General features: G+C 37.5%; 8 protein-coding genes. 3 read left to right on the forward strand and 5 right to left on the reverse strand.

Annotation, left to right across the window (positions count from 1 at the left end; genetic code table 11):
• Positions 1–1,629: a DUF1501 domain-containing protein gene (locus A6I66_RS07965; protein WP_067147430.1), complete on the reverse strand. Its 1,629-nt coding sequence runs from the start codon at positions 1,627–1,629 to the stop codon at positions 1–3.
• Between the two features lie 3 nt (positions 1,630–1,632).
• Entirely contained in the window at positions 1,633–3,273 is a 1,641-nt protein-coding gene (locus A6I66_RS07970) for a DUF1800 domain-containing protein (RefSeq protein ID WP_084399565.1), read from the reverse strand.
• 312 nt (positions 3,274–3,585) lie between these two features.
• Here A6I66_RS07970 and ffh point away from each other — a divergent pair, with 312 nt between their 5' ends.
• The 3 genes from ffh (at position 3,586) to A6I66_RS07985 (ending at position 6,317) form a co-directional block, all read left to right on the forward strand.
• Complete coding sequence (gene ffh / locus A6I66_RS07975; RefSeq protein WP_067147436.1) at positions 3,586–4,914, forward strand: signal recognition particle protein; 1,329 nt, start codon at positions 3,586–3,588, stop codon at positions 4,912–4,914.
• A 50-nt stretch (positions 4,915–4,964) separates the two neighbouring features.
• Positions 4,965–5,339, forward strand: a complete 375-nt coding sequence (locus tag A6I66_RS07980; RefSeq protein WP_067147439.1) for a four helix bundle protein — start codon at positions 4,965–4,967, stop codon at positions 5,337–5,339.
• Positions 5,340–5,441: 102 nt separating this feature from the next.
• Entirely contained in the window at positions 5,442–6,317 is an 876-nt protein-coding gene (locus A6I66_RS07985; RefSeq protein ID WP_067147442.1) for a bifunctional 5,10-methylenetetrahydrofolate dehydrogenase/5,10-methenyltetrahydrofolate cyclohydrolase, read from the forward strand.
• A 76-nt stretch (positions 6,318–6,393) separates the two neighbouring features.
• Here the strand turns inward: A6I66_RS07985 and A6I66_RS07990 are convergent, their stop codons facing one another.
• From A6I66_RS07990 to A6I66_RS08000, 3 genes are all read right to left on the reverse strand, one after another.
• Entirely contained in the window at positions 6,394–8,391 is a 1,998-nt protein-coding gene (locus A6I66_RS07990) for an OmpA family protein (RefSeq protein WP_067147444.1), read from the reverse strand.
• 11 nt (positions 8,392–8,402) lie between these two features.
• A complete protein-coding gene (locus A6I66_RS07995) occupies positions 8,403–9,320 on the reverse strand; it encodes a PorP/SprF family type IX secretion system membrane protein (protein ID WP_067147447.1) in 918 nt (305 codons plus the stop codon).
• A gap of 49 nt (positions 9,321–9,369) precedes the next feature.
• On the reverse strand, positions 9,370–12,231 hold a 2,862-nt coding region (locus tag A6I66_RS08000), incomplete at its 5' end, for a T9SS type B sorting domain-containing protein (RefSeq protein ID WP_157614138.1).

A 12,231-nucleotide genomic window follows, 5' to 3' on the forward strand; every position in this document is an offset into this window, starting at 1 on the left:
TTATATTTTAACGACTTTATGGACTTCTTTTTCGCTACCAGAAAGTATAACAAACAAGTACATGCCACTACTAAAATGTCTTAAGTTTAGAGTTATTTTACCTTCATCTACAAGGTCTGTGCTTTCAATTAATAAAACTCCAGCAGCATTGTAAATACGGTATGAAATTGTTTCTACACGCTGTACACCTGTAATATGGACAATGTCTTTAAATGGGTTTGGATAGACTAACCATTTTTTGTCTTCTCCTAATGGATTGTTCGTAATAGGAACACAACCATTGGATACATTGTAAACACTCTTTACAAGGTCGTCTATTTTTAAGTCGTTAAAACTTTGGTTAAGTGAGTTGTTAAAAAAGGTGGCATCGATTATAGCATTATCAGCACCAATAAAATCTTGAAGAAGCGTCGCAAAGGTTTGTCGGTAATCATATTGCACGGTTTTTATTTGGAAGTTATTACGATCTGTAGCTTCACTTAAATCTGGATTTGTACCAGAGACACCTCCTTTTACTGGTTTCCCGAAAACAAACATGGGGGCAATTTCACCATGGTCTGTTCCTAAATTACCATTTTCTTTTACTTTTCTTCCAAACTCAGAAAAGGTTAATCCTACCACATCTTCAGCAAGGTTTTGTGATTCTAAATCGGTTATAAAAGCTTCAATACTATCCGAAAGACTGGATAATAATTCATGGTGTTTCCCGATAACATTACCTAAATCTTGAACTTGCGAATCGTGTGTGTCGAAACCAGAAATACGTACCATATAAACTTTCGTTTCCAGGTCGCCACTCATCAATCGCGCCACTGTTTTTAATTGGTTTGATAAATCGGTATCCGGATAACTGATATTATTCTTTCCTTTTTGAAAGGCATTAGAAATGGATTGTGCATAGGTGTTGGTTAAGGAATCGGTATTGGTTAAATACCTTAATTGGTCACCGTAATCGGAATCTGGAATATTTAACGGCGGTGGGCCACCTAAGCCATTTAATATGGAATAAAAACCAGCAGGATCCTGCCTTGTAAGGTTAATGGATAAACCATGGGCTTCTTCACCATGAAACCCTAAGGATGTTTTATTGGAACCAATTTGTATCCCTAAAGGAAATGGCTCTACAACTAAATTGTCGTAATACCGCTCCATAAAACGGCCAATCCACCCGGTATCACTACCATTAAGTAAACTATTACCATCGTTTCCTGTTGAATAGAGATCGGCTGAGGAAAAGTGGCTTTTATTTTGACTCGGGTATCCTACAGATTGTAGAACACGTAGCCATCCTTTGTCGTATAGCGACTTCATACCTGAAAGGGCAGGGTGTAAGCCTACCTGTTGATTTTCGGGTAATGAGCTATCAAGCGTGATGAACTTATTAGTTCCCGAAATGGGTACCTTTATAGTGGGGCGTAAATTACTATATGCATCGTATTGGTTTAATGGAATTACAGTATTTAATCCATCATTACCTCCAGCTAAATTAATCAATACCAGTTTTCGATTAGAAATATCTGGACAATCAAAATAAGGCGTAAATGTTTTTAAAGCGGCTTGTAATTGCAGTGGGGTTAGTCCTATTACTGATGCTGAAGCGGACAGTTTTATAAAATTACGTCTGTTCATACTTTACATTAATTGAAATTCGGCAGCATTTACCATAGCGATAACTAAGGCGTCTAATCTGGTTTTTACGGTTGTTGCGTCGTTGGAGCTCAAATATTTATTCCAAGCACCCGACCAGTAGTAATCAGGAAAACCTTCGTCAACCAAATAGCTTTTAAAATAATTGGTGCGATCACTATCTATGGATTCGGGATATAAAAGGTCGGCCATTTCGGTGATCAATAAATTCGGGTCACTCGCGTTTGGAAGGTTGTTTTTAACAAATAAAACCGTATCTAAAGAGGCGTATATGGCTCCGTTACCAATAGTGTTTTCTCCCGCAATAAGACTTTCAATAAGTCGGTAACGACCAATAATGGTATTTGAAGAAAACCAATTGCGATCGTAGTGCGGCTCTTGGTAATATGCGGGGTATCCGGCAACTTCTTCAGGGCTAAATAAATTGGTGCCTGAAAAAACGAAATAATTATTATGAATAAACTTGTAGAAAAATTCGTTGTAATAGGTTAACGAATTTGTTGTAGGATCGGGAAATGTGACTTGAAAAACGGTGCATATTTCAGATAATAATTGCAGCGGACTTTTAATAATACTTCCAATAATTTCATCCTGATTGTTGCTGTCGTCCGAATCAAAAAAGTGTTCACTCGATAGTAATGTTTTTACCACAGGAATAATATCGTAATCATTAGCAATTAATTGCAGTGCTAATGGCGTAATAATGTCGTTTTCAACCTCTTCGTTCCAGGTGCTTTTTACAAAATAACGATATAGTTTTCTGCAATATGATTTTGCTGTCTCTGGTTGAGCAAACACCATATCTACAAATTCACTTAATTCACTTAAGATTTCTGTTGGCGTGCCTTGCCCTGTAATGGTAGTGTTGTTGAATGCTGGACTAAAGGTTTTATTGTCGGGATCGTGTAATTCAAAATCAATATATCCCGTCGGAATTCCGGTGTCTGGGTCTATAAAACTTCGAGTTTCATCAACTTTATAACCAGAAAATACTCTAGTGGCTTGTTGAATGTCTTCTTCTGTGTAATTCGTGTAATTGCCTTCACCAACTTGTTCGCCTTCCAAAATTGTAAACAATTCGAAAAACTCACGAGCATAATTCTCGTTAGGGTTGTTTTTATTATTTCTCGTATTATCCAGATAAACCAACATGGCATTATCCATCGTAATCTTTTTGGCTAAGGTTTTAAGGTTTCCATAAGCATAGAAGTCCAGTAGCCTGAGGTAGTCATAGTAAAAAGATGAAGGGCCTGCGCCATCATCTTTGGCTACATTAAAGCAGGTATGCAGGAAGAAGGATAGTTTGTGTTTTAAGCTCGTTTCGCTTACGGCGTTGTACCACCACCAACCAGCGACCAAACCTCGTTTTCGCCTTTCATTTTCAAATTCATCTGTTGCCGTTGTAGCTGAAGTCCAAAATCCATCTGGGTTGTCCATAGGAAGTGGATCATAAGGCTCGGCTAAGGCATTGGTTGTGGGCATTATGAGTTTATCAATAACATTAGCTGGTGTCATACCAGTAAATGCATCAATTTGATTTTTAGTATAATTAAAAGTAGATCGCCGAAGTAGATGCTTGGCTTTTCTTTGGTCTAGATTACTGTTTAGCGGATTTAGGGACGCCATAAGTTTTCATCTTTTATAAAATGTAAGTATTGAATTTAATGGTCTAAGGTAGTTTTTTATTTACAAAGTATTGCCATTAAACTGATTTTTTGGCGCATTGTCTATGAAAACGTAATTTTTCATGGTTTATTTTAGTGGTTCGATTGGTTATTGATATGTTACAGTAATAAATAAGTAGGATTTTTCTTTTAAAATAAATCAAAAGTCCCTTGATTTTTCTAAATACGTCTTTTTATACACTTTAGGACTTCAAGCTTCTATAATTACACATCAAATTACTAAATTTGCAGTTCTTAAAATTTCGAGAGTCATATGTTTAATAATTTAAGTGATAAATTAGATAAAGCCTTACACGTTCTTAAAGGACATGGTAGTATAACCGAAGTTAACGTAGCCGAAACTTTAAAAGAAGTTAGACGTGCCTTATTAGATGCCGATGTTAATTTTAAAATTGCAAAGCAATTTACAAATACGGTAAAAGAGAAAGCGCTAGGGCAAGACGTATTAACAACCCTGCAACCAGGGCAGTTAATGGTTAAAATTGTAAAAGATGAGCTTACCCAACTTATGGGTGGAGATGCTGCAGGGATTAACCTTTCTGGTACACCAAGTGTGATTTTAATGTCTGGTTTACAGGGGTCTGGTAAAACAACCTTCTCTGGTAAGCTTGCTAATTATCTTAAAAATAAAAAGACTAAAAAACCATTATTAGTAGCTTGTGATGTGTATCGTCCAGCTGCGATCGACCAATTGCATGTTGTAGGAGAGCAAATTGGTGTTGAGGTTTTTAGTGATAAAGGCAATAACGATCCTGTTGCGATTTCACAAGCTGCGATCGCGCATGCTAAGGCAAACGGGCATAATGTTGTTATTATAGATACCGCTGGTCGTTTAGCTGTTGATGAGGCGATGATGACCGAAATATCGAACATCCATAAAGCCATTCAGCCACAAGAAACTTTGTTTGTAGTGGATTCTATGACAGGGCAAGATGCTGTTAATACAGCGAAAGCCTTTAACGATGTCTTGAATTTTGATGGGGTTATCCTTACTAAATTAGATGGTGATACTCGTGGTGGTGCCGCTATTTCTATTAAATCTGTTGTTAATAAACCTATTAAGTTTATTGGTACTGGTGAAAAAATGGAAGCCATCGATGTGTTTTACCCATCACGTATGGCCGATCGTATTCTTGGTATGGGGGATGTGGTATCCTTAGTAGAACGTGCTCAAGAACAGTTTGATGAAGAGGAAGCAAGAAAACTTCAAAAGAAAATTGCTAAAAATCAATTCGGTTTTGATGATTTCTTAAGTCAGATTCAGCAGATCAAGAAAATGGGTAACATGAAGGACCTTATGGGAATGATTCCTGGTGCTGGAAAAATGATGAAAGATATCGATATTGATGACGATGCCTTTAAAGGTATTGAAGCCATTATCCATTCCATGACTCCGAAGGAACGTACCAACCCAAGTATTATCAACGCCAGTAGAAAGAAGCGTATTGGTAAAGGGTCCGGAACTTCGGTACAAGAAGTGAATCAACTTTTAAAGCAATTCAACCAAATGAGCAAAATGATGAAAATGATGCAAGGTGGTGGCGGCAAAAAGATGATGCAGATGATGAAGAATATGAGATAAGTGAGTCTCAGTATACAGTTTCAGTTATCAGTTCCATAAATTAGACTTTAATGGATTTCAAAAAACTATTAGCTTATCAAAAATCATTCGAGCTAGCAATGTCTATTTTTGAAATATCAAAATCGTTTCCTAAAGAAGAAACATATTCGTTAACAGATCAAATAAGAAGAAGTTCACGTTCTGTATCTGCTAATATTTCTGAAGCTTATAGGAAAAGAGTGTATCCAAAGCATTTTATAAGTAAGTTAACAGATGCTGATGCTGAAAATTCTGAAACTAATACATGGCTAGAATTTGCATTAGCCTGTCAATATATATCATCTGAAAATTATTCTAAATTTTCGGAACAAGGAAAAGAAATAGGAAAATTGATCAATTATATGATTAATAATCCAGAAAAATTCGGAGTAAAAGTAGAACAATAAAAAAGCAAGAGTAGGTTTTGCAGCTGAAAACTGCGACTGAAAACTAATTGACCGCAAGAGTAAGCTCTGAGACTGAAAACTGCGACTGAAAACTTATATAAGATGATCATTTTAGACGGAAAAAAAGTTAGTAACGATATTAAGGAAGAAATTGCCGCTGAGGTTAAACAAATTAAAGCCAAGGGTGAAAAAGTACCGCATTTAGCAGCGATATTGGTTGGAACCGACGGCGCAAGTATGACCTATGTTAACGCTAAGGTTAAAGCCTGTGAGAAAATTGGTTTTAACTCGACATTAATTGATTTGCCAGATGAAACAACTGAGGCTGTTTTATTAGAGAAAATTCAGGAGTTAAATACGAATCCAGATATCGATGGTTTTATCGTGCAATTGCCTTTACCAAAACATATCGATGAGCAAAAAGTTTTAATGGCTGTTGATGCTGATAAGGATGTAGATGGATTTCATCCTACAAACGTTGGGAAAATGGCTTTAGATTTACCAAGCTTTTTACCTGCAACACCTTATGGAATTTTAGAGCTTCTAGAACGTTATGAGGTTGAAACTTCAGGGAAAAACGTGGTGGTAATGGGACGTAGCCATATCGTTGGTCGCCCGATGAGTATTCTAATGAGTCAGAAACGTAAGGCTGGTGATGCTACGGTAACTGTAGTTCATAGTCGTACTAAAGATCTTGCCGAAATTACGAAACAAGCCGATATTATTGTTGCTGCTATAGGAATTTCAGAATTCTTAAAAGGAGACATGGTGAAAGATGGTGTTGTAATTATTGATGTTGGAATCACGCGTGTACCAGATGAAACTAAAGAAAGAGGGTATAGATTGGCTGGTGATGTTGACTTTGAAAGTGTGAGCCCGAAAGCAAGCTATATCACGCCTGTGCCTGGTGGGGTAGGACCAATGACTATTGCGATGCTTCTTAAAAATACCTTACTAGCCCGAGATATTCGTAGCTAGTACATATTATTATATATTAAAAAGCCTTCTAAATTAATTTTAGAAGGCTTTTTTTATGACCGGTTGTTGGATGATTTTATTCTTGTGTGATTTTCTTTAAGATGATAAATTCAGATCTTCTGTTCATACGATGTTCTTCAGGTGTACATTTTACACCATTGGAACAATGATTAAGCAATCTAGTTTCACCATATCCAATGGCACTTTCTATGCGGTCGCTCGCAATGCCTTGAGAAATGATATAATCTCGGGTCGATTTAGCGCGTCGGTCGGATAGCGCTAGGTTATAAGCATCGCTGGCACGGGAATCGGTATGCGATTCAATTTTGATATGCATATCTGGGTACTCATTCATGATCTTAACAACTTTATTAAGTTCCTCTGTAGCTTGCCCAGGTTTTATATCCGATTTATCTAAATCAAAATAGATGTTATTAATCTTAATTTTTTGTAGGCCATCTTCTTCTACAATTAATTTATGTGCTAAACCTAAAGGCACCACTGTTTCACCAGATTGTGCTAGGGTGATTACAGCTTTATCTTTAGGGTCGTAGTCTTCTTTAGAGACTTCGATGTTGAAATGTGCAGCACAAGGTAAAATCCTATTAAAATTATATCTACCGTTTATATCTGAAAGTGTAGAATCTATTATTTTTCCATTCTCCCCACATAATACCAGTTTGGCATTGCTAATGGTTTCCCCTGTAACCGTATTAGAAACATGACCACGGATGCGTTGTTCACAATTTATATTTTCACGGATAAACGAATAAATGTCGTCGTCACCTTTCCCTGATAATCGGTTGGATGAAACGAAACCTTTATTTTTTTCTTCATTCACAATAAAGGCAAAATCATCTAAATCACTATTTAAAGGAGCGCCTAAGTTGCTAGGTTTTTCAAAAATGCTGTCTTGAATCTTGCTTTCAAAAACATCAAGACCTCCAAGCCCTAAATGGCCATCGGAAGCAAAATACAGTGCTTTTTCAGTAACAAAAGGAAACATTTCTCTACCCGTTGTGTTTATATTGTCACCTAAATTTCTTGGTTTAGAATAGTCAATATTTCCGTTATCACCTAAAATGTCAACAATGAAAATATCGGTTTCACCTATAGAACCTGGCATGTCTGACACAAAATAGAGTTGCTTACCATCTGGGCTTACAGAAGGGTGTCCTACAGAGTAGCTATCGTCATTAAAAGGGAGTTCTTTTATATTATGCCATGCATAACTGCTGTCTTTACCAGTAGAACGCTCGGCGCGGTAAAGTTTTAAGTTATTTGTGCCTTTACCGTCACGACCTAATTTGCCATTGTAATTGTTTCTAGTGAAATAAACAACCGATTGGTCTGGCGAAAATGCTAAAGAGGCTTCATGGTATTTTGTATTTATTTCTTTTGAAAACTCGCCAACTTGGGTAGCGTCAGACTCCATACCGTCTAAGTTTCCTATAAAAAAGTTTAGGTAAGGTTGCTTGTTCCATTGGTACAGTCTGGTGTGAAAATAGGAGGAGTCTACAGAAGAATAGACCAGCTGCCCATTGTAGTACATAGCTCCAAAATCGGAATACCTAGTATTCAAAGACAGGTTCTTAAGTAGAAACCTAGGTTCTAGAGCGAGAAGGTCTTCAATTTTTAATTTGGTTTGACTAAACTCTTCAGATCGCATATCGCTGTTTTGGGTACGGTTTGCAAATTCCTTCATCCAATATTTAGCATCACGGTATTTATCGGTGCCTTCCAGGGTGTGCACATATCTAAAAAGATATTCGGCTGGGATTTCGGTATTAAATTGTGATACGAGTTTATCATAAAAACGATATGCGTTTTCCATATCGGTGTTAAAATAATACGAATCACCGGCTCTTTTCAAAACCCTGAAATATTCTTGACGCTGTTCCTGAGAGACTATAGGTTTGCCGTTTTCTAATTTTTTCACCTCATTCTCATATAAGACAGCAGCTTCTTTATACCACAACTTATCAAATAAGCGGTCGGCTCGTTCGGTGGAACTGTTTTGTGCGGAAGCAGCTGTGAGGGAACATAATATGAATAGTGTAATTATTTTTTTCATGTAGCAGAATTTTAAAAGAATCGAGGGGATTTTAATTGCTTTTCACTAGATATTAAATCGAAGCGTAGCATGATTTCATGAGTTCCGGTATTAAAATCTTGTAAAGGCGTCGTGGTATAATCGTAGGCATAACCAACCATAAGTCTTGGTGTTATTTGCATGCCAACCAAGGCACTAACCGAGTCGTTCCAGCGGTAGGCGACACCTGCGCGAAACACTTCATGAAATAAGAAATTGGCAGATAAATCTACAATAACAGGAGCGCCTACTACGAATTTCCCTAAAAAGGCAGGTTTAAATTTTACGCTATGGCTCAGATCAAATACATACCCACCAATAAGGTAGAAGTGTAATTTTTCGGTGTCAACCTCGTTTTGCACGCCATCATAATATTGATTGGTTAAAAAGTTAGGCACGGATAAACCCAAGTAACTTTTGTCGGTATGAAAATATATCCCAGCACCAATAGTTGGTAAAAATTCATTGTCTATATTATCTTGAAAAATGTTTTCATTCTCCTGAAAGGAACCTTTGCTCCAATCGATATTTAGAAATTTACCACCAGCTTTTACTCCGAAAGAAAGCCTTTTGTTATATGATAAATTTAAGGTATATGAAAAATTAGCATCAAAGTTAAATTGATCTGAAGGTCCTAATTCGTCATTCACAATGGAAACTCCTAATCCTACGTTTTTTCCAATAGGAGAGTCGACACTAAAAGATTCTGTTTTTGGAGCTCCATCCAGTCCAACCCATTGGGATCTATATAAACCGAGTATAGAAAGGTGACCTTTAGATCCGGCATAGGCAGAGTTTACCGTCATTGTGTTAAACATATAATCGGTGTATTGCGGATCTTGCTGAGCAAAGCTTCCTAGTGTCACGAGGAACACTAAGAAGCTGATTATTATTTTATTCTTTATTTTCATATTTTGATTTTTTATTTGAGGCTTTATCCCATTTTAAGTTTTGTAAATATTATCGCGCTAAGTATAACCATCCCGCTTTTCTTTCTGAACCATCACCTAGATCAAGAATGTAATAGTACGTTCCTGCTGGTAACTCTTCACCATTTTTGAAAACCGATTGACCATTCGACTCACCATTAAACGTGTTGTCGTAACCTTTTTTACTGTAAACTAGGTTCCCCCATCTGTTGTAAATTTCTAATGCATTATTTGGGTAGTTAGAAATACAATCGATATGGAAGAATTCATTTTTACCATTTCCATTTGGTGAAAATTCATTGTAAATAGTTAAGCAAGACGGTGAAATAGTGGCTTCGCCTGTATTGTTACTATCGTTAGAATCAATTTGATCTAAGAATTCAAGCGAGGCAATATTTACATAATCATTAACATCTTTAACACTTACGGTGATGTTTAATGTTTCTGATGTTCCTGTTACCACTGTAGGGATTAACCAAGACCCTGAAGTATGATCATAAGTTCCCGAGGATACTGTATGACTTTCATACTGATAACCCATTGGCAGTATGTCCATAATCTCTACTGTAGTAGCATCAATATTTCCAAGATTAGTGGCTGTGATGGTAAATATGATGTCATCACCAATATTAGGCGTATCCATACTAACCGATTTTTGCACCTCAATATCTGTCATTGGAACATTGATACTAACGTTAGATTCATCATCTTCACTTTGATCGCCATCATCATTGTTTGGCGTACTATCGATATCGAATTGATCACTTGCTGTGATTTGTGCGATGTTGAGGTATTCGCCATCTACTAAACTTGGCATATTCACCGTAGCTTCAAAAGTTAGGGTTAATCCGCTTAAAGGCACATCTAAATTCGACCAGTTAATGATGTTGTTAATCATGGTTCCGCCGTTAGAAATATTTGAAATATCGCGGTAACCTACAGGTAAAATATCTTGAACAGCAACTCCTGTTGCAGGGCTCGGTCCGTCGTTATTAATCTGTAATGAGAAAACAATGGTTTCATCAACATTCGCGTTTAAGTTATTTACTGATTTCACTAAACTTAAATCGGCTGATGCCGCCATGATTAAAATGGAATCCTCATCGTCCTCACTTTGATCGCCATCGTCATTATCAGGCGTAGAATCAGGGTCTCTATGATCCGAAGCTGTAACTTGAGCAACATTAAAGTACTCGTTAGTTGTACCCGTTGGGGTATTGACAACCGCACTGACTAATAGCGTTTGCGACCCTCCGTTGGCAATAATGCCCACAGTCCACAATCCTGAGGTAGGATTGTATGTTCCCGAAGTCGAGCTGTATAAAGCATAGCTAAAACCAGAAGGGAGTAAGTCGGTCACTTCAACCCCGGTAGCAATGTTTGGTCCGTCGTTAGAAACAGTGATTTCAAAGGTGATTTGGTCACCAACATTCGGCGTCGTGTTGTTATTAACAACAGTTTTAGAAAGTGATAAATCTGAAACGATATCCACAGGGGTAACAAGTACAGCGTCTTCGTCATCTTCACTTTGATCGCCATCGTCATTATTAGGAGTAGAATCACTATCTACAACATCTGAAGCTGTGACTTGGGCCACATTGAAAAATTCATTGTTGGTTCCAGTAGGTGTATTGACTCTAGCATCAATTAATAAAGTTTGCGAGCTGCCAGTAGCAATTGCTCCTACAGTCCATAATCCGGTTGACTGATTATAGGTTCCTGAAGTAGCACTAAATCGAACATAGTCAAAACCAGAAGGTAATAAATCGGTCACTTCCACGCCTGTTGCAATGTTCGGTCCGTCATTACTAACAACAATCTCAAAGGTTATTTGAGAACCTACAATAGGGGAGGTGTTATTATTCACTACGGTTTTAGAAAGTGATAAATCGGCAACTCTATCAATAGGCGTAATTAATACACTATCCTCATCATCTTCACTTTGGTCACCGTCGTCGTTTCCAGGACTTGAATCTGGGTCGTTCATGTTGCTTGCGGAAACTTCGGCGATATTTAAATGCTCGTTTGTTGCTCCAGTCGGAGCATTAACGCGGGCATCGATAAGTAAGGTTTGTGAGCGTCCGCTTGCGATAACTCCAATAGACCATAATCCTGTGGCTTGATTATAAGTTCCTGAAGTGGAATTGAACAGCACATAATCAAAACCGCTAGGTAATAAATCGGTCACTTCAACACCAGTAGCAAGGTTTGGTCCATCATTGGTCACCGTAATTTGGAAAGTGATTTGTGAACCAATTAAAGGCGATGTGTTTCCTCCAATAACTTCTTTTGTTAAAGATAAATCGGCCATGGCGATAACCGGTGTTATAAGAATACTGTCTTGATCGTCTTCTGTATCGATACCATTTCCAGGGGTAGAATCTGAGTCTGCGATATCAGAATATGTAATCTCTGCTATGTTTAAATAGTCTCCCGAAGTATTGACTCTAACATCAATTAATAAACTTTCAGAAGCGCCATTGGCGATATGTCCTAAGTTCCAAATTCCGGTTGATGCATTATAAGATCCAGAAGACGTACTGAAGTTTTCAAAATCAAAACCACTAGGAAGTAAATCAGTCACTTCAACCCCTGTTGCATCCTGCGGACCGTCATTGGTCACCGTAATTTGGAAGGTAATTTGTGTTCCAGCTAAAGGCGTTGTGTTACCATCTACTACGGTTTTAGTAAGTGATAAATCGGCGATGTTTTCTACAGGCGTAATAGTTACACTATCATAATCATCTTCAGTATCAACTCCGTTACCAGGTGTGGAATCTGCATCGGCAATATCAGAAGCCGATACTTCAGCAATGTTGGTGTAATCACCAGTTGGGTTTACAGTAGCTACGATTGATAAAGTTTCTGTAGCACCATTAACCACTGTTCCTGC

It is taken from the genome of Pseudotamlana agarivorans, assembly GCF_001642835.1.
Taxonomy (GTDB): domain Bacteria; phylum Bacteroidota; class Bacteroidia; order Flavobacteriales; family Flavobacteriaceae; genus Pseudotamlana; species Pseudotamlana agarivorans.